The sequence below is a fragment of the Micromonospora sp. NPDC048871 genome (genome assembly GCF_043198155.1).
Taxonomy (GTDB): domain Bacteria; phylum Actinomycetota; class Actinomycetes; order Mycobacteriales; family Micromonosporaceae; genus Micromonospora.
The window spans coordinates 476,040-493,257 of record NZ_JBICUM010000001.1 but is presented as its reverse complement, the minus strand read 5'-3'; the positions used below and the strand labels follow the sequence as shown (position 1 = coordinate 493,257).

21 protein-coding genes are annotated in these 17,218 nt (G+C 72.1%); 11 read left to right on the top strand and 10 right to left on the bottom strand.

Annotated elements, in window-relative coordinates; all coding sequences use genetic code 11:
- The first annotated feature begins 118 nt into the window (after positions 1–118).
- Entirely contained in the window at positions 119–1,294 is a 1,176-nt protein-coding gene (locus ACGFIK_RS02340) for an ROK family transcriptional regulator (RefSeq protein ID WP_327022375.1), read from the top strand.
- A 33-nt stretch (positions 1,295–1,327) separates the two neighbouring features.
- Here the strand turns inward: ACGFIK_RS02340 and ACGFIK_RS02335 are convergent, their stop codons facing one another.
- Together ACGFIK_RS02335 and ACGFIK_RS02330 are read right to left on the bottom strand one after the other, a co-directional pair.
- Positions 1,328–2,341: an ABC transporter permease subunit gene (locus ACGFIK_RS02335; RefSeq protein ID WP_327022374.1), complete on the bottom strand. Its 1,014-nt coding sequence runs from the start codon at positions 2,339–2,341 to the stop codon at positions 1,328–1,330.
- The gene (locus ACGFIK_RS02330) at positions 2,338–3,375 is read right to left on the bottom strand and encodes an ABC transporter ATP-binding protein (protein ID WP_327022373.1); all 1,038 of its coding nucleotides are present in this window, start codon (positions 3,373–3,375) and stop codon (positions 2,338–2,340) included. Before ACGFIK_RS02330 ends, ACGFIK_RS02335 begins: the two co-directional genes overlap by 4 nt.
- A 93-nt stretch (positions 3,376–3,468) precedes the next feature.
- On the opposite strand from ACGFIK_RS02330, the gene ACGFIK_RS02325 reads away from it, so the two are divergent.
- Together ACGFIK_RS02325 and ACGFIK_RS02320 are read left to right on the top strand one after the other, a co-directional pair.
- Complete coding sequence (locus tag ACGFIK_RS02325) at positions 3,469–4,347, top strand: ABC transporter ATP-binding protein (protein WP_327027240.1); 879 nt, start codon at positions 3,469–3,471, stop codon at positions 4,345–4,347.
- Positions 4,348–4,432: 85 nt separating this feature from the next.
- Positions 4,433–5,329 (top strand): ribokinase, encoded by an 897-nt coding sequence (locus ACGFIK_RS02320; RefSeq protein ID WP_327022372.1) that lies wholly within the window; start codon positions 4,433–4,435, stop codon positions 5,327–5,329.
- A gap of 24 nt (positions 5,330–5,353) precedes the next feature.
- Here ACGFIK_RS02320 and ACGFIK_RS02315 read toward each other — a convergent pair whose 3' ends face one another.
- The 3 genes from ACGFIK_RS02315 to ACGFIK_RS02305 form a co-directional block, all read right to left on the bottom strand.
- Positions 5,354–6,025 carry a hypothetical protein gene (locus ACGFIK_RS02315; RefSeq protein WP_327022371.1) on the bottom strand — a complete coding sequence of 224 codons (672 nt, stop codon included), beginning with the start codon at positions 6,023–6,025 and terminating at the stop codon, positions 5,354–5,356.
- A gap of 45 nt (positions 6,026–6,070) precedes the next feature.
- Positions 6,071–6,547, bottom strand: a complete 477-nt coding sequence (locus ACGFIK_RS02310; RefSeq protein WP_327022370.1) for a DUF6232 family protein — start codon at positions 6,545–6,547, stop codon at positions 6,071–6,073.
- 89 nt (positions 6,548–6,636) lie between these two features.
- Positions 6,637–7,110 (bottom strand): DUF6232 family protein, encoded by a 474-nt coding sequence (locus ACGFIK_RS02305; protein WP_327022369.1) that lies wholly within the window; start codon positions 7,108–7,110, stop codon positions 6,637–6,639.
- A gap of 97 nt (positions 7,111–7,207) precedes the next feature.
- Between ACGFIK_RS02305 and ACGFIK_RS02300 the strand changes: the two genes are divergently transcribed.
- A complete protein-coding gene (locus tag ACGFIK_RS02300; protein WP_327022368.1) occupies positions 7,208–7,981 on the top strand; it encodes an enoyl-CoA hydratase-related protein in 774 nt (257 codons plus the stop codon).
- Between the two features lie 68 nt (positions 7,982–8,049).
- Positions 8,050–9,672: an acetolactate synthase gene (locus tag ACGFIK_RS02295; RefSeq protein WP_357528953.1), complete on the top strand. Its 1,623-nt coding sequence runs from the start codon at positions 8,050–8,052 to the stop codon at positions 9,670–9,672.
- A 24-nt stretch (positions 9,673–9,696) separates the two neighbouring features.
- Here ACGFIK_RS02295 and ACGFIK_RS02290 read toward each other — a convergent pair whose 3' ends face one another.
- From ACGFIK_RS02290 to ACGFIK_RS02280, 3 genes are read right to left on the bottom strand one after another with little or no spacing between them, the layout of a single operon-like run.
- Positions 9,697–10,113, bottom strand: a complete 417-nt coding sequence (locus ACGFIK_RS02290) for a PLD nuclease N-terminal domain-containing protein (protein WP_327022366.1) — start codon at positions 10,111–10,113, stop codon at positions 9,697–9,699.
- A 31-nt stretch (positions 10,114–10,144) separates the two neighbouring features.
- Positions 10,145–10,447: a DUF202 domain-containing protein gene (locus ACGFIK_RS02285; RefSeq protein WP_327022365.1), complete on the bottom strand. Its 303-nt coding sequence runs from the start codon at positions 10,445–10,447 to the stop codon at positions 10,145–10,147.
- Positions 10,444–10,833, bottom strand: a complete 390-nt coding sequence (locus ACGFIK_RS02280; protein ID WP_327022364.1) for a DUF202 domain-containing protein — start codon at positions 10,831–10,833, stop codon at positions 10,444–10,446. Before ACGFIK_RS02280 ends, ACGFIK_RS02285 begins: the two co-directional genes overlap by 4 nt.
- A gap of 41 nt (positions 10,834–10,874) precedes the next feature.
- Here ACGFIK_RS02280 and ACGFIK_RS02275 point away from each other — a divergent pair, with 41 nt between their 5' ends.
- The 4 genes from ACGFIK_RS02275 to ACGFIK_RS02260 all read left to right on the top strand — a co-directional run bounded on the left by ACGFIK_RS02275 (position 10,875) and on the right by ACGFIK_RS02260 (position 14,069).
- The gene (locus ACGFIK_RS02275) at positions 10,875–11,672 is read left to right on the top strand and encodes a GNAT family N-acetyltransferase (protein ID WP_327022363.1); all 798 of its coding nucleotides are present in this window, start codon (positions 10,875–10,877) and stop codon (positions 11,670–11,672) included.
- A 2-nt stretch (positions 11,673–11,674) separates the two neighbouring features.
- Entirely contained in the window at positions 11,675–12,073 is a 399-nt protein-coding gene (locus tag ACGFIK_RS02270) for a hypothetical protein (RefSeq protein WP_327022362.1), read from the top strand.
- 244 nt (positions 12,074–12,317) lie between these two features.
- Entirely contained in the window at positions 12,318–13,097 is a 780-nt protein-coding gene (locus ACGFIK_RS02265) for an electron transfer flavoprotein subunit beta/FixA family protein (RefSeq protein ID WP_327022361.1), read from the top strand.
- 12 nt (positions 13,098–13,109) lie between these two features.
- Positions 13,110–14,069, top strand: a complete 960-nt coding sequence (locus ACGFIK_RS02260) for an electron transfer flavoprotein subunit alpha/FixB family protein (protein ID WP_327022360.1) — start codon at positions 13,110–13,112, stop codon at positions 14,067–14,069.
- A gap of 98 nt (positions 14,070–14,167) precedes the next feature.
- Here the strand turns inward: ACGFIK_RS02260 and ACGFIK_RS02255 are convergent, their stop codons facing one another.
- Both ACGFIK_RS02255 and ACGFIK_RS02250 read right to left on the bottom strand, forming a co-directional pair.
- Positions 14,168–14,896, bottom strand: coding sequence for an anti-sigma factor (locus ACGFIK_RS02255; protein WP_327022359.1), 729 nt, complete (start codon positions 14,894–14,896; stop codon positions 14,168–14,170).
- Complete coding sequence (locus tag ACGFIK_RS02250; protein ID WP_327022358.1) at positions 14,850–15,452, bottom strand: sigma-70 family RNA polymerase sigma factor; 603 nt, start codon at positions 15,450–15,452, stop codon at positions 14,850–14,852. Before ACGFIK_RS02250 ends, ACGFIK_RS02255 begins: the two co-directional genes overlap by 47 nt.
- A gap of 257 nt (positions 15,453–15,709) precedes the next feature.
- Between ACGFIK_RS02250 and ACGFIK_RS02245 the strand changes: the two genes are divergently transcribed.
- Both ACGFIK_RS02245 and ACGFIK_RS02240 read left to right on the top strand, forming a co-directional pair.
- Positions 15,710–16,540, top strand: a complete 831-nt coding sequence (locus tag ACGFIK_RS02245) for a DUF4397 domain-containing protein (RefSeq protein WP_327022357.1) — start codon at positions 15,710–15,712, stop codon at positions 16,538–16,540.
- A complete protein-coding gene (locus tag ACGFIK_RS02240; protein WP_327022356.1) occupies positions 16,537–17,196 on the top strand; it encodes a class F sortase in 660 nt (219 codons plus the stop codon). The genes ACGFIK_RS02245 and ACGFIK_RS02240 overlap by 4 nt, the downstream gene beginning before the upstream one ends.
- Positions 17,197–17,218: the final 22 nt, after the last annotated feature.

Here is a 17,218-nt window from a genome sequence, read left to right as displayed (position 1 = left end):
TGTTGATCGTGATGTCGGATCGGCTGAGCGATCCGCTCACCTGCTGCGGATACGCTACGGCTACCCGTTCGAGGCGAAGCTATGGTTAGCGACGCTTACTAAAAATCAAGGACATGGCATGAGCGCGACCCGGCTTCCCGGCACACCACGGCTGTTGCGGGCCCTCAACGACCGCGCGGCGTTGGAACTGCTGCTGGAGCAGGGGCCGTTGACCCGGGCCCGGATCGGTGAGTTGACCGGCCTGTCCAAGGTCACCGCCTCCCAGTTGGTGGAACGGCTGGAGGAGCGGGGCCTGGTGGCCCGGGTGGGTGAGCAGGCCGGCGGGCGGGGGCCGAACGCGCAGCTCTACGCCGTGCGGCCGGGCAGCGCGTACGTCGTCGGGGTGGACGTCGGGGCGGAACGGGTGGTGGCCGCCTGCGCGGACATCACCGGCGCGGTGGTCGGGCGGGTGGAACAGTCCACCAAGGACACCGACGACCCGGTGGGGGTGGTGCACAACGCCGTGGTCCAGGCCGCCAGCAGCGCCGGGGCGCAGTTGGACAGCGTACGCCGGATCGTGCTCGGCACCCCCGGCCTGGTCGATCCGGGCACCGGCGACATCACCTTCGCCTTCGACCTGCCCCGCTGGCACCGTGGCCTGCTGGCCGCCCTCCGCGAGGACCTGGACACCCCGGTGGTCTTCGAGAACGACGTCAACCTGGCCGCGGTGGCCGAGGCCCAGTCCGGCGCGGCCCAGGGGGTGGAGGATTTCGTCCTGGTCTGGATCGGCGCCGGGGTCGGCCTGGCGATCATGCTGAACGGCCGGTTGCACCACGGCAGCAGCGGCGCGGCCGGGGAGATCGGCTACCTGCCGGTGCCCGGGGCGCCGATCCCGCGCGACGTGTCCCGCCGGGCCAAGCCGGCCTTCCAGCAGGTGGCCGGGGCGGACGCGATCCGCGCCCTGGCCCGCGAGCACGGCTACCCCGACGGTGGCGCCGCCGAGGCGGTCAAGGCCGCCATCGTCGCCGGTACGGCCGGCGGGCCGATGCTCGACGAGGTGGCGCGCCGGTTGGCCCTGGGGGTGGCCAGCACCTGCGTGGTGCTGGACCCCCCGCTGGTGGTGCTGGCCGGGGAGGTCGGCCAGGCCGGAGGGGCCGCGCTGGCCGAGCGGGTGCAGCACGAGGTGGCCGCCATCACCCTGGTCCGCCCCCGGGTGGTGCCCACCGGGCTGACCGAGGAACCGATCCTGCACGGCGCGCTGCGCACCGCCCTGAACGCCGTCCGGGACGAGGTCTTCGGCTCCACGGTCGGTTGAGGACCCCGCCGGGTCAGGCCAGGTCCCGCCGGGTCAGGCCAGGTCCCGCCGCCGGAACACCGCGAACGCGGCGATGGTGAGACCGGCGGTGAGCAGCAGCAGTACGACCAGGGCCGGTCGCCAGGTCAGCAGGTAGCTGCCGTCGCAGTAGCCGTAGTAGTCGCTGGTGCAGACACTGTTGTCGTAGAGCCGGACCTCCTTGGTGAGCCAGGCGGCCACATGGGTGCTGAGCATGAGCTGATCCGGCCGGGCCACCTCCAGGATCTGCAGCACGATCCGGCCGCCCAACTCCCACACCACCAGGTACGCCATCACCGCGCCGAGGGCCGCCGCGGTGTGCCGACCGATGGTGGCCAGGGCGAAGCCGACCCCGGTGGCCAGCAGCACCAGCCCGATCCCCCGACCCCACAACTGGGCCAGGGCGGCCCAGAAGGTTGGGTCGGTGGGGCCGGGATAGCCGTCCAGGTGGGCGACGACCCAGAAGGTGACCAGGTACGCCACCGAGGCGAGCACGGACAGCACCACGACCGCGCCGAGCAGGGTGCCCAGTTTCGTACCGAGCACCATCAGTCGGCGGGGCCGCCACAGCAGGAGGTTGACCACCCCGCCGGAGTTCAGGTCGGCGCCGATGTAGGAGGCCCCGACCAGGAAACCGAACATCAGCAGGAAGGCGATCAGGAAGTACAGCAGCGACTCGGCCTGCTGGGTGAAGGTGAAGACCCCCTCCAGAAAGTCGGCCGTGACCGGCAACCGGTCCAACCGGGCGGGATCGACCTCGGCGCAGTCGTGCGGCAGGTAGGCGCCGTCTCGTTGGGCCCACTCCTCACCCCGATCGCGGGCCAGGCAGCGGGCATGTTCCGCCTCCAGGGCCTGTCGACTGGCCGCGGCCTCCTGCTGGGCGGTGGCGAGTTCGTCCCGGGTGGGCGAGTGGGAACCGGCCAGGGTGGTCCCCGCGGTCACCATGAACGCCGCCAGCAGCAACAGGACCATCAGCTGCACGAAGCGGCGGGCGGTCAGCCGCTCCACCTCGGCGCGGAACAGGTTCACCGATCCACCCCCCGGAACTCGTCCAGGTCGATCATCCGGCCGGCGGCGGGGGTCGCCCCACCGGAGCCGGGCCCGGGCCCGGGCCGGGGTCCGCCGTCGGCCTGCCGGGGGAGAGTCGGCTGCGGCCCGGCCCCGGTCAACTCCAGGAAGACGCTCTCCAGATCCGGCCGCACCGGGGTCAGCTCGCGTACCCAGAGGCCCTGCTCGCCCAGGGTCCGGCTGATCAGGGTCGGATCGGTCACCCGGCCGACGATCAGATGGTCGGGGTGCCCGGTGACGGTCAACCCGGCGCCGCGTAGCAGCTCCTCGGCCCGGACCAGGTCGTCGGCGCGTACCAGACACTCGTTGCGGTCGAACCCGGCCAGCACCTCGGCCACCGGCCCGGCCGTCACCCGCCGCCCCCGGGAGATGATCGTGACGTGGTCGCAGATCAGCTGGATCTCGGCCAGGATGTGACTGGAGACCAGCACGGTCACCCCGTTGCCGGCCAGGGTCCGCATCAGGTCCCGCATCTCCCGGATGCCCGCCGGGTCCAGCCCGTTGGCCGGCTCGTCCAGAATCAGCAGCTCGGGCCGTTTGAGCAGAGCCGAGGCCACCGCCAGGCGCTGCTTCATGCCGAGTGAGTACCCCTTGACCCGGTCGTGGCCCCGATCGCGCAGCCCGACCTGCTCCAGCACCTCGTCGACCCGGCTGACCGGCAGACCCCCGGCCACGGCCAGCAGCCGCAGGGTGCGGTGGCCGGTGAAGTTACCGAAGAACTGCGGACTCTCCACGATCGCGCCGACCCGGGCGGCGACCCGGGGCAGAGATTCCGGTGCGTCCGCACCGAGCACCCGCAGGTGTCCCGCGTCGGCGCGGACCAGCCCGAGCAAGGCCCGCAGGGTGGTGGTCTTGCCCGACCCGTTGGGCCCCAGGAACCCGTGCACCTGACCGGCCTCGACCAGCAGGTCGAAGCCGTCCACGGCGACCCGGGAACCCTTACGCAGACTGCGGAAGGTCTTCCGCAGTCCCTCGATCTCGATGACCGCGCTCACGCGGAAGACCCCGGACCACTACTGGGCATGACCGCCGACTCGGCTGAGGTGAGCAACGACACGGCGCTCACCCTACGGCCACCACGCCCGCCCATGGGGGCGGCACGCGTTGCGTGGTTGGATGGGCGGGTGACTGGTGACCTGATCCCTGGCGCCGGTGGCGCCTCGACCGCCCCCGCACCCGTGGACGCGGATCTGGTGGTCAGCCTCGACGGCGTCGGCGTACGCCGATCCGGCACCGCCCTGCTGCACGACGTCGACTGGCGGGTGGAGCTGGACGAACGCTGGGTGGTGCTGGGCCCCAACGGTGCCGGCAAGACCACCCTGCTCAACCTGGCCTCGGGGCGGCTGCACCCGACCGTCGGCACCGCCCACGTGCTGGGGGAGCGGATCGGCCGCACGGACCTCAACGAGCTGCGTACCCGCATCGGCCTGACCACCGCGGCCCTGGCCGCCAGCCTGCCGGCCGACGAGCGGGTCACCGATGTGGTGATGACCGCCGCCTGGTCGGTGGTCGGCCGCTGGCGGGAGAGCTACGACCCGGCCGACGAGGCCCGGGCGCGGGCCCTGCTGAGTCAGCTCGGGGTCGGCGGGCTGGCCGACCGCAGGTTCGGCACCCTGTCGGAGGGCGAACGCAAGCGGACCCAGATCGCCCGGGCGCTGATGACCGACCCGGAGCTGCTGCTGCTCGACGAGCCGGCGGCCGGGCTGGACCTGGGCGGCCGGGAGGACCTGGTGGCCCGGCTGGCCGAGCTGGCCCAGGATCCGGACGCCCCGGCGATGGTCCTGGTCACCCACCACGTGGAGGAGATCCCGCCCGGGTTCACCCACGCCCTGCTGCTGCGCGACGGCGGGGTGGTGGCCCAGGGCCTGCTGGCGGAGACCCTCACCGCGGACAACCTCACCAAGACCTTCGGCCTGCCGCTGCTGGTCGAACGCAACGGCGACCGCTACACCGCCCGCGCCGCCTGAGGTGTAAGGAAGGGCCCCCTCTTAACGCCTGAGGTATAGGAAGGGTCCCTTTCTAACAAGTCGCAAACCCCGCAGGGAGGCTCCCGTGCGTCAGCCTCGCGTCGTCGTGGTGGGCAGCGCGAACATGGATCTGGTCGCCACCGCGGAGGCCCTGCCCCGGCCGGGTGAGACCCGGCTCGGCACGGACTTCGTCATGGTGCCCGGCGGCAAGGGGGCCAACCAGGCCATCGCCGCGACCCGGGCGGGCGCCGACTGCGCCTTCCTCGGTGCGATCGGCTCGGACTCGTTCGGCGTCACCCTGAAGGCCCGGATCACCGCCGCCGGTGTCGACACCGGCCCGCTACGGGTCACCTACGGTCCCTCCGGGGTGGCCCTGGTGATGGTGAACGCCGCGGGCGAGAACGCGATCCTGGTGACCCCGGGGGCCAACGCCTCGCTCACCGACCTGACCGAGGCCGAACTCGACCTGGTACGCGAGGCCGACGTGCTCGTCGCCCAGTTGGAGATCCCGGTAGAGACGGTGACCCAGGCTGCCGTGGCCGCCCGGGAGGCGGGCAGACGGGTGGTGCTCAACGCGGCACCCGCCCTCCCGATGCCGCCGGAACTGCTGGCCGCCGTGGACCTGCTGGTGGTCAACGAGAACGAGGCCCAGGCCTACACCGGCCGGGGCCGGGAGGACCCGCACGCCCTGCTGGATCTGGTGCCGCGAGCGGTGCTGACCCTCGGCGCGGCGGGTGCCTGGTACGGCGATCGGGAGGGCACCGCCGTGCACCTGCCCGCCGTGCCGGTGGCGGCCGTCGACTCCACGGCCGCCGGGGACGCCTTCACCGGTGCCCTGGCGGTCGCCTGGGGCGAGGGCCGGGACCTGGTCGACGCGGTGCGCTGGGCGGTGGCGGCCGGGGCGGCCTGCGTCCGGCGCCTCGGCGCCAGCGTGTCCCTGCCCCACCGGGCCGAGATCGACGAGTTGTACCCGACCCCCTGAACCGGCCCCGCGGACCCGGCCCGGTCAGCTGGCGTCGTCGTTGAGTTTCTCGCCGCGCCGACGCAGCATCGCCAGGCCGGGGATGCCGGCCACGGCTAGCTTGAGGTCCCGGGTGACGTCCAGCAGGTCGTGCAGGTCCGGGCCGACCCGGTCCAGGGTGGCCAGGATCGGCATGACGTCGGCGGTGAGATGCTGCCGCAGCTTCGGCAACTCGTCGATTAGGCGTACCGCCGCGGCCACCTCCTCGTGGCTGAGCTGCTCGATGAAGTGGGTGGCCATCGGCGCGGCCCGGCGCAGCGCCGGCTCGTACGCGGTCAGCAGTTCGGCCGCCGTCGCCGCGGCCTCGGCCGCCACCCCTACCGCCTCGGCTGCCCGGCCGGACACCGTCTGCGCCCGCGTCACCACCTCGGCGGCGGCAGCGGCGACCGTACCGGCGTTGTCCACCGCGGCGGTCGCGGCGGCGCTGATCACGGCTACCTCCCGGACGGCGACCTCGGCGTCGGCCAGCACCTGGTCGGTGCGGTCCAGGGTCTCCTCGATCCGGTCGACCACCCCGTTGATCCGGGTCAGCAGCGCCTCCACCCCGTCGAGGACCGCGAAGGCGCGGCCCGGGATCGCGGCGAAGGAGGCGGCCGAGTCGAGGGCGGTACGGGTCAGGCCGACGACGGCGGTCGGCCGGGGCAGGGGGATCACCATGAACTCCAGTGTGCGCCGGGCGGGCCACCGTCGCCGCGCGGGTGGTCACCAGCGGTCACTCTGCTCCACGGCCCGCTGCACCGCCCGGTAGATCTGCCCGAAGCGCAGGGCGTCCGGGGTGCGCAGCACCATGGCCTCCTGCCCCCGGTACTGCACCCACAGCTCGTGCACCCGGTTGCCGCGTTCGTAGGAGCGGTCCAGCCAGCCCAGCGGGATCTCCAGGAAGGGCACCAGGGCCAGGGCGATGACCAGGCAGGCCACCAGTGCCACCAGGGCCGGCACCCAGCCCCGGTCCTGGGCCGAGAAGAGCAGCGACAGTACGCAGACCACCCCGATGAGCGGGGGCAGGGACAGCAGCAGCACCAGTACGCCCCGCCCGAGCACCCGGCCCCGGACCGCCAGGGTGGTCTGCCCCTTCTGATGCCAGACATAGGTGACCTCGGAGATCGGGATGACGTGTCCGGCGACCCGGATCGACTCTGAGGAGACCTGCACCGCATCGTCCCGGTAATAGAGCGCCATCACTAAGCCTAACCATCTTCCGGCAACTGATGGCGATGGCGCGGTCACCCTGGTGTGGTTAAGCGGGGACCCCTGCTCTACCGGAGGCGTTAACGGGGGGCCCTTCCTTGCATCTGGGCTTCCATGGCGCGTTGGACGGCGCGGTAGATCTGTCCGAAGCGCAGCGCGTCCGGGGTGCGCAGCAGCCGTACCGGGTGGCCCCGCCAGCGGATCCAGACCTCACGGGGGCGGCTGCCTCGGGCGTACGAGCGGTCGAAGTACTCGAAGAGCTGGTCGGCGATCGGCCCGGCGGCCAGTCCGATCAGGATGGAGACCCCGATGATGGCGACCGTGACGGTGGCCGACCCGTCCAGCCAGACGGCCAGCGCGATGCCGAGCACGGCGGCCACCAGTGGGCCGATCATCGCCGCGCCGAGGGCACCCCGGCCGATCAGCACCCGCCAGGACCGGCTGCCCTGGTGGTGCCAGACCTCGCTGATCTCGGCCAGCGGGTAGGCGTCGCCGTTGACGGTGACGGCGGTGGAGGTGACCTGTACGGACTTGTCGTCGTAGTACGTGACCATGGGAACTCCGGGGCGCGGGACTGGCAGCCAGACTACGTGCCGGTGGCGGCTGGTCGTAAGGTTGGCACGCGACTTCGACGAGGAAGTGAGGCTCAGCGTGGGCGAGTTCGTGCGGCTGGAGACCGGGGACGGCATCGGCACCATTCGGCTGGAACGGCCGCCGATGAACGCCCTGAACACCCAGGTCCAGGAGGAGTTGCGGGCCGCGGCGACGGCGGCCACCGCCGACCCCGGAGTCCGCGCGGTCATCGTGTACGGCGGGGAGAAGGTCTTCGCGGCCGGGGCGGACATCAAGGAGATGGCCGACATGTCCTATGTGGACATGGCGGACCGGGCCGCCGACCTGTCCAGCGCCCTCGGCGCGATCGCCCGGATCCCCAAGCCGGTGGTCGCCGCGATCACCGGGTACGCCCTGGGTGGGGGTTGTGAGCTGGCGCTGGCCTGTGACTGGCGGGTGGTGGCCGAGGACGCCAAGCTGGGCCAGCCCGAGATCAAGCTGGGCATCATCCCCGGTGCCGGGGGCACCCAGCGACTGGCCCGGCTGGTCGGCCCGGCCCGCGCCAAGGACCTGATCATGTCGGGTCGGATGGTCGACGCCCAGGAGGCGCTGCGCATCGGCCTGGCCGACCGGGTGGTCCCGGCGGCCGAGGTCTACGCGGCGGCCGTGGCGCTGGTGAAGCCGTACCTCAGCGGGCCGGTGCAGGCGCTGCGGGCGGCCAAGCTGGCGGTCGACGGCGGCCTGGACATGGACCTGAACTCGGGCCTGGCCTGGGAGAGTCAGCTCTTCGCGGCGCTGTTCGCCACGGAGGACCGGCGGGAGGGCATGCGGGCCTTCGTCGAGAAGCGCAAGCCGGACTTCACCGGTCGATGAGGGTGGTTCACATTCCCCCTACCGGCCAGTAGCGTGTGACTCCGGTCAGGCTAGGCGAAGGAGCGGCGATGACGGAGCGGATCGAAGGCCACGGCGGAGACCTGGCCCTGGCGGCGCTGCGGGCGTACGGGGTGCGGGAGATGTTCACCCTCTCCGGCGGTCACGTGTTCCCGCTCTACGACGCCGCCCACAAGGCCGGATTCCCGCTGTACGACGTGCGGCACGAGCAGTCCGCCGTCTTCGCCGCCGAGGCGGTGGCCAAGTTGCAGCGCCGCCCCGGCCTGGCCGTGCTCACCGCCGGTCCCGGGGTGACCAACGGCATCTCCGGCCTGACCAGCGCCTACTTCAACGCCTCCCCGGTGCTGGTGCTGGGCGGGCGGGCCCCGCAGTTCCGGTGGGGTTCCGGCAGCCTCCAGGAGATGGACCACCTGCCGCTGGTCGCCCCGGTCACCAAGCACGCCGAGACGGTGTTCAGCGCCGACGACATCCCCCGGGCGGTCGCCGCGGCGCTGACCACCGCCCTCACCCCGCACCGGGGCCCGGTCTTCCTGGACTTCCCCCTGGAGGCGGTCTTCTCCACCGGCGACGCCGACCTGCCGGCCGGACCGGCCATCGCCGGAATCGAGGCCGACCCCGAGGAGGTCGCCAAGGCCGCCGGCCTGATCGCCTCCGCGCAGCGGCCGGTCATCATCGCCGGGTCGGACGTCTACGCCGGGGACGCCGTGGCGGCCCTGCGCGCCGCCGCCGAGGCCCTGGAAGTGCCGGTCTTCACCAACGGCATGGGCCGGGGGGCCCTGCCCCCGCAGCACCCGCTGGCCTTCGCCAAGGCCCGGCGGGTGGCGCTCAAGGGCGCCGACGTGGTCGTGGTGGTGGGCACCCCGTTGGACTTCCGGCTCTCCTTCGGCGACTTCGGCGACGCCACCGTGGTGCACATCGTCGACGCCCCCAGCCAGCGGGCCACCCATGTGCAGCCCGCCGTGGCCCCCGCCGGTGACCTGCGCGCCATCCTCACCACCCTGGCCGAGTACCCCGGCGACCGGGTCGACCACACCGACTGGGTGGCGCAGTTGCGTACCGCCGAGGACGCCGCCAAGGCCCGCGACGCCGAGGAGATGGCCGCCGAGACGGACCCGATCCGTCCCGCCCGGGTCTACGGCGAGTTGCGTCGGGTGCTGGCCGCGGACGCGATCACCATCGGTGACGGCGGGGACTTCGTCTCGTACGCCGGCCGGTACCTGGAGCCGGCCCAGCCGGGCACCTGGCTGGACCCGGGCCCGTACGGCTGCCTGGGCACCGGCATGGGCTACGCGATGGGGGCCCGGGTGACCCATCCCGACCGGCAGATCTGTGTGCTGATGGGCGACGGGGCGGCCGGCTTCTCGCTGATGGATGTGGAGTCCCTGGTCCGGCAGAAGCTGCCGGTGGTCATCGTGGTCGGCAACAACGGCATCTGGGGGCTGGAGAAGCACCCCATGCGGGCCATGTACGGCTACGACGTGGCCGCCGACCTCCAGCCGGAACTGCGCTACGACCAGGTGGTCACCGCCCTGGGCGGTGCGGGGGAGACGGTCGCCAAGGCCGCCGATCTGGGCCCGGCCCTGCACCGGGCCTTCGAATCCGGGGTGCCCTACCTGGTCAATGTCATCACCGACCCGGCCGACGCCTACCCCCGCTCGTCCAACCTGGCCTGATCCCGGGGCGACCTGCCCCGGGGGTCACACCTCGGGGCGGGGCTCCTCGCGGGGCGGGTCCCCCTCGCGGCGGCGCAGGTCGTCCTCGCGCTTGCGCAGGTCGTCCTCCCAGCGGCGGAAGAGTTCCTGGTCCTCCTGGCGCGAGCGCTCCTCGATCGAGCGCAGGAACTCGGGGTCGTCGTCCGGCGCGAGCGGCCGGGCCGGACGGCGTACCGGGGACTGGACTCCGCCGGAGAACATGCCCCCACCGGCGGCCTTGCGCTTGCGGCCGGCCAGGAACCAGGCGATCGAGCCGATCAGGGGGAAGAACAGGATCATCAGCACCCAGGCGATCCGGGGCAGATGACGAACGTCGTCCTCCTCGGCCGAGAGGCAACTGATCAGGGCGCAGACGGCGAGGACGACCTGTACCAGGAAGAGGAGGATATAGAGCCGGGCCATGCACCCATCATGTCCTACTCTCGGTCGATGCTCACACCCCGTACGCGACCAGCACGACCCCGATCAGGGCGAACCCGGTGATGCACAGCCCGACGGCACCGTAGGTACGACCGCCGGTGCGGGGCACCCCGGTGCCCACGGCCCGGCGCCAGCACAGCTTGATCGCGACGCCCCAGCAGAGGATGGCCAGGACGGCCAGCACCGCCCCGAACCGGTCGGCGAGCAGCGCCAGTCGGACGGTCAGGATCGCCACCACGGTCACCGCCAGCGCGGCACGCCGCCAGGCCAGCCGGGTCCGCTCGGGTTGAAGCCCCGGGTCGCGGGCGGCCGTCATCCGTCGATCGCCCCGGCCACGACCGCGACCACCAGCAGCAGCGCGCCGAGGCCCACCACGACGGCCAGCACCGCCGGGAAGCGGGAGGCCGGCAGCTCCTCGTCCAGCCGGATGGCCCGTTCCACCCGCGCCCAGTGGTCGATGGCGCGGATCGCCACCGCGCCGCCGAGCAGCAGCAGCGCCACGGAGATCGCCTCACGCAGGTGCCGGGGGGACAGGGTGGGCAGGAACTGGGCGGCGGCCAGGCCACCGGCGATCAGCGCCAACCCGGTACGCAGCCAGGCCAGGAAGGTCCGCTCGTTGGCCAGGGAGAAGCGGTAGTCGGGGGTGGTGCCGACCGAACGCATCTCCTGCGGGTCGAACCAGTTCCTGATCCTCTGCCACACGGTGGTGATTATCCGGCGTTAACTGGGCATAACCTGGAAACATGACGGATCTTGACGTGACGACTTTGCGCGCGGCGTACGACGCCCAGCTGCGGCCGGGCCTGCCCGACCCGGTCCCGGAGGGCGCGAGCATCGAGCCGGACGGTCCGTTGTTCCGGATCTGGGGTCTCGACTCTGGTGGTCTGGTGACCTACCGGGACCTCGGTGGGCTGGTCGACGCCGAACTCGACGCCCTGATCGCCCGTCAGGCGGCGGCGTCCCGGGAGCGGGGCGAGCCGGTGGAGTGGAAGCTGCACGGCCACGACGAGCCGGCGGACCTGCCGCAGCGGCTGCAAGCGGCCGGTTTCCTGCCGCAGGCCCAGGAGAGCGTCCTGGTCGGCCCGGTCGCGCCGCTGGCCTCCGCGCTGCCGGTGGTGCCCGAGGGGGTACGCCTGCGGGAGGTCACCACCGGGGCGGACCTGGACCGGATCGCGGCCCTGGAGACCGAGCTGTGGGGCCGTGACCTGGCCGGCCTAGCCGACGGGCTGGAACGCGAGATCGCCGCCGATCCGCAGGCGATCACCGTCGTGGTGGCCGAGGCCGGTGACACCCTGGTCAGCGCGGGCTGGGTCCGCTATCCCGCAGGCACGACCTTCGCCACCCTGTGGGGTGGGTCCACCCGGCCGCAGTGGCGTCGGCAGGGCATCTACCGGGCGCTGGTCACCTACCGGGCCCGGCTGGCCGGCCAACGGGACCGGACCCTGTTGCAGGTCGATGCCGCCGAGGAGAGTCGTGCGCTGCTGGAGAGTCTCGGTCTCGTCCCGGTCACCAGCACCACCCCCTACGTCTACACTCCGTGATCATGGAGCGTCGACTGACGGACGAGGAGATGTCGACCCTCAAGACGGGGGCCTTCGGGGCGGTGTTCCTGGTGTCCGACGCCGACCCGGGGGTGCTGGCGCTGTTCCGGGAGAGCTTCGCCGCCTCCGCGGCCATCGTCAACGCCAGCGGGGTGGTCGAGACGGCCCTGAGCAGCGGGCCCCTGCCTAAGCTGCCCCGCCGCTCGGCGGCGGAAATCGAGGGGGTCGTGCTGCCCGCCCTGCGGGAGGCGGTCCGGATCCTGGCGGAGAAGTCGCCGGAGGATGTCGCGGTCTACCGCTCGGTGGTGCTGGCCGCCGCCGATCGGACGGCGCGGGCCCACAACGGGATCAGTGCGGCGGAGGCGCAGGTCATCGAGCGGATCGCCGAGGCGCTGGCCTGACCGCGCCGGCACCCTCCGGCCGTCGGCGCGTGCCGGTTGGCCGCAGGTGGCCCCGAGCGGGGAGAATGCCGGTGAGCTGAGTCACTCGGGGCGCGTCCGGAAGGTAAGCTACTGGCAGGTAACATTGCCGCGTGGGCAACTGCACCGCAGCCTGAAGTTGACCTAACGGTGGCTAAGGAGCAAGGCTGCGCCCAGCACAGGGCAAGTGATCACACCACCACAGCAGGAGGGTCGTCGAAGCGCGATGAATATCGTCGTACTCGTCAAGCAGGTGCCTGATTCGGGCGCGGACCGCAACCTGCGTCCTGACGACAACACAGTCGACCGCGGTTCGGCGAACAACGTCATCAACGAGATGGACGAATACGCCATCGAAGAGGCGTTGAAGATCAAGGAAGCGCACGGCGGCGAGGTGACCATCCTGACCATGGGTCCGGACCGGGCGACCGAGTCGATCCGTAAGGCGCTGTCGATGGGCCCGGACAAGGCGGTGCACGTGGTGGACGACGCCCTGCACGGGTCGTGCGCCGTGGCCACCTCCAAGGTGCTCGCCGCCGCCCTCGGTCAGCTCAACGCCGACCTGGTGCTCTGCGGGTCGGAGTCGACCGACGGCCGGGTGCAGGTGATGCCGCACATGCTGGCCGAGCGGCTCGGGGTGGCGGCCCTGACCGGGGCCCGCAAGCTCACCGTCGAGGGCGCCACCCTGACGGTGGAGCGGCAGACCGAGGAGGGCTACGAGGTGGTCACCGCCTCGACCCCGGCCATCGTGTCGGTCTGGGACACCATCAACGAGCCCCGGTACCCGTCCTTCAAGGGCATCATGGCCGCCAAGAAGAAGCCGGTGCAGACCCTGTCCCTGGCCGACCTGGGGGTGGCCGCGGACGAGGTCGGCCTCGCCGGGGCGACCAGCGTGGTCGTCGAGCACAGCAAGCGTCCGCCGCGCTCCGGTGGCGCGAAGGTCACCGACGAGGGTTCCGGCGGCGTGCAGCTGGTCGAGTTCCTCGCCACCGAGAAGTTCGTGTGAGGGGTGTGGGACATGTCTGAGGTTCTCGTCGTCGTCGAAGCCACTGGCGAGTTCGGCGTCAAGAAGGTCACCCTGGAAATGCTCACCCTGGCCCGTGAGCTGGGCAGCCCCTCGGCCGTGGTGCTCGGTGGCACCGGTGCCGCCGAGGCGCTGTCGGCCAAGCTGGGCGAGTACGGCGCGGAGAAGATCTACGCCGCCGAGGGTGAGCAGATCGACGGTTACCTGGTGGCCCCGAAAGCCACCGTGGTCGCCGATCTGGTCAAGCGGGTACAGCCGGCCGCCGTCCTGCTCGCCTCCTCCCAGGAGGGCAAGGAGATCGCCGCCCGACTGGCGGTCAAGCTGGACAACGGCATCCTGACCGACGTGGTCGCCCTGGCCGCCGACGGCACCGCCACCCAGGTGGCCTTCGCCGGCTCCACCATCGTCACCGCCAAGGTGACCCGGGGCCTGCCGCTGGTCACCGTCCGGCCGAACTCGGTGACCCCGACCCCGGCCGCCGCCACCCCGGCGGTCGAGCAGCTCACCGTCGCCGTCAGCGACACCGACAAGCTGGCCAAGGTGGTCGACCGGGTGGCCGAGCAGAAGGGCTCCCGGCCCGAGCTCACCGAGGCCGGCGTGGTCGTGGCCGGTGGCCGTGGGGTCGGCAACGCGGACAACTTCAAGCTGGTCGAGGAGATCGCCGACCTGCTCGGCGGCGCCGTCGGCGCCTCCCGGGCGGCGGTGGACTCCGGCTTCTACCCCCACCAGTACCAGATCGGGCAGACCGGCAAGACGGTCTCCCCGCAGCTGTACATCGCGCTGGGCATCTCCGGTGCGATCCAGCACCGGGCCGGTATGCAGACCTCGAAGACCATCGTCGCGGTCAACAAGGACGGCGAGGCGCCGATCTTCGAGCTGGCCGACTTCGGTGTGGTCGGTGACCTGTTCAAGGTGGTCCCGCAGGCCGCCGAGGAGATCCGCAAGCGCAAGTGAGCCGTACCGCGACAGCCGCCGCCCGGAATCCCGGACGGCGGCTGTCGCGTGAACAAGGGAGCTGATCGGCGGGCCGGGGAGCTGAACCGGCCCGCCGATCAGCCCGTCAGAGCGCCCCTCAACAGGCTGTCGCCGGAGTGGGCGGTGTCGTTGTCGAACTGCTCGGCGGAGACGTCCACGACAGAGTATTGCCGCAGGTCCACGTTCGGCGGCAGCGGCAGCAGCACCTCAGAGCCAGTGCCCAGCACCCCGACCGAGAACATCTCCATGTTCTGCGGGTTGATCAGCCACACCTCGTAATACCCCGGTACGGGCGGGAGATTCGCCACGTGCAGGTGCAGTTCTCCGCTGCCGAGCACCCGGGCGTCACCCCGGGCCTGTGGCGGGGTCGAGCCGTACGCGGCCAGTTGGGCACTGGCCGTCACGGACGGCTGCGGCGGAGTGCCCTCCCGCAGCACCGCAGCCGTGCCGACCACCCCCAGGGCGGCGGCGGCAACCGCGGTGACCGCGTACCGGACCCAACGGCGGGGCCGGCGGGACACCGGCGGTACGGCCGGGTCCGGGTGATCCTCCGGCCGTGGCCGGGTCAGGGTGGGCAGCTGTTGGGCCGCCGCGATCTCGGCGGTGATGTTCTGCCAGAGGTGCTCCGGCGGATCGGGCAGGTCGCGCAGGGACTGGGTGGCCTTGCCCAGGCCGGCGACCTCGCGCAGACCCGCCAACTCGGTGCGGCAGTGCGAGCAGGCGTCCAGATGGCTGCGGTCGGCATTGTCCGCCTCGGTCTCACCGAGCGCCAGAAATATCAGCCGGTCGTGCTCCAGATGCTGCACCGTCCACCTCCCATCTGCGCTTGAGACTCGCCATGCCCCGCCGGATGTGACTCTTCACCGTGCCCAGCGGCACTCCGGTGACCGCCGCGATCTGCTGGTGGGTCAGATCGTCGAAGAAGGCCAATTCCAACATCCGTCGCTGCTCGTCCGGCAGCCGCGCCAACTCCTCGGCCACCACCAGCCGGTCGACCACGGTGTCCGGGTCGTCGCCAGGGGGCACCGGTTCGGGCAGTTGGCGTACGGTCTCGACCACCCGGTTCTCCCGGGCGAAGGAGCGCAGCCGGTCGATCACCTTGCGTCGGCCGATCCCCAGCAGCCAGCCGACCAGCGACCCCTTGGTCGGATCGAAGGTGTCCCGGCCCAGCCAGGCGGCGACGAAGGTGGCCTGGGTCGCGTCCTCCGCGTCGCTGCGGTTGATCAGGGTGCTGGTGGCCAGGTGGAGCACGGCCCGTCCGTAGCGGTCGTACGCCTCGCGTAGCGCCCGCTCGTCACCGGCCCGGAAGCGTCGGGCCAACTCGTCGTCGGAGGTCTCCGGCTCCTGCCGGATCTCCGTCACGAGACGGCTCGCCTGGTTGGAGGCATACCCGACTGTAGCGCGCACCGGTGCCGTCCTCTCTGTCCGTCCGACGTGGCCTGGCGATCCGTTCGCCCCAGGGGCTCCTCGACCTCTCTTCGTCCGGGCGGTGCTGGTCGGATGCGCTTTCGGCGAAGAAAAGAAAGTCGCCTCCGGCCGCATCCGGATGGCGTGGACCCGGCGTAACTCGGGGTGCACAGCAAGCCTGACGAACCAGTACGAAACAGCAGGAGGCAGACATGCAGTTCGCGTACCTTCGCCGGGTCGCCGCGGGTGGCGCGGTCGCCGCGCTGACCTTCGTCGGCGCCGGCCTCGCGACGGCGACCCCGGCCTACGCCGCCGACTCGAAGGTCTCCGTCGTGCACGGGATCCCGGACACCCCGGTCGACGTCTACGTCAACGGGGAGAAGACCCTGGAGAACTTCAAGCCCGGCGACGTGGCCGGCCCGCTGGACCTGCCGGAGGGGTCGTACGACATCGCCCTGACCAAGCCCGGTGAGCCCATCGGACAGGCGATCCTGACCGCGGACGACGCCGAGGTGCCCGGCGGGGCGAACATCAGCATCGCCGCCCACCTGAACGCCGAGGGGGAGCCCACCATCACCCCCTTCGTCAACGACACCGCCAAGGTCGACGCCGGCAAGGCCCGGCTGATCGTCCGGCACACCGCCGCCGCCCCGGGGGTGGACGTACGGGCCGGTGGCAGCCCGGTCTTCGAGGGGCTGACCAATCCGAACGAGGCCAAGGCCGATGTGGACGCCGGCAGTGTCTCCGCCGACGTGGTGCTCGCCGGCACCGACACGGTGGTGATCGGGCCGGCCGATCTGAACCTGCGCGAGGGCACGGCCACGGTCGTCTACGCCATCGGCTCCGCGGAGGCGGAGAACCTGACCGTGGTGGCGCAGACCATCACCGGCCTGCACTCGGCCCCCTCCGGGGTGCCCAGCGGCACCGGCGGCCAGGCCGACACCGGCCTGGGATCGTGGTGGTACGCCCTGGCGGGCACCGGGCTCCTGCTGCTGGTAGCCGGTGGGGCGCGGGTGGCCGTACTCCGGTCGGGTCGCCGGTGACCGTGGTCAACCGTGGGGCGCTGGCGGCGGTGGCCGCCGGCGCCGCCGCGCTGACCGTGGCGGCCGTGCTGGCCGTGCTGTCCCGACCGGACGGGCCGGTCGGCGCCGAGCAGGCCGCGGCCCTGGCCGACCCGACCCCCTCGGCCGCCCGGTCGTCGACCGGTGGCCCCCCGGTGGTCCCGGGGGCCCTGCCGGACGATCCCGCGGTGGTGCCCCCGGTCCGCCTGCGGATCCCGGCGATCGAGGTCACCGCCCGGGTCAACCCCGTAGGGGTCGACAAGGGCACCGGGGAGTTCGACGTGCCGCCCAGTGTCGACCGGGTCGGCTGGTACCGCTACGGACCCGGGTTGGCGGCCGAGACCGGTTCGGTGGTGATCGCCGGGCATGTCGACAGCGCCGAGCAGGGCCGGGGGGCCTTCTACCGACTGCGCGACCTGGCACCGGGCGACACCCTGACGGCCACCGGTGAGGACGGGATCGAGCGGACCTACCGGGTGGTGGCCCGGGAGGAGTACGACAAGACGAAGATCCCGCTGGAGCGTTACTTCGCCCGCGACGGTCGGCCCCGCCTGACCCTGATCACCTGCGGCGGGCCCTTCGACGCCGAGGCCCGCCGGTACCGCGACAACATCGTGGTGACCGCGGTGCCGGTCTGATGTCCAGGTCGGGTCATCCAGC